General features: G+C 66.7%; 1 protein-coding gene. It reads right to left on the minus strand.

Annotation, left to right across the window (positions count from 1 at the left end; all coding sequences use genetic code 11):
- Window positions 1-85 precede the first annotated feature (85 nt).
- Window positions 86-285 (minus strand): hypothetical protein (locus FS507_RS19995; RefSeq protein WP_222121466.1); only part of this gene is annotated, 200 nt, incomplete at its 5' end.

The raw sequence follows: 285 nt of genomic DNA on the forward strand, positions 1-285 counted from the left end.
CCCCAACCCCCCTCCCCCCTATCCTGCACTTCCCCCACCCCAACACCCCCTTCATCCCCACCACCCCTTACCACCCCCCTCCCACTCACCGCAGAACCAGCACTATCCCTGATATCACAACCCTCACCCCCTTCCCCCCACCCCCCCACTCATCCCCCCCGACACCCTCCCCCACACCCCCCCACACCTCATCCCCACCCACCACCCACCCCATCTTCTCACCCTCCTCCACCCCCACCACCACTCCCCCTCCACCTTTCTCACTTTCCCTCCCTCCACCCTCCT

This window comes from Corynebacterium glyciniphilum AJ 3170 (assembly GCF_007673095.1).
Taxonomy (GTDB): domain Bacteria; phylum Actinomycetota; class Actinomycetes; order Mycobacteriales; family Mycobacteriaceae; genus Corynebacterium.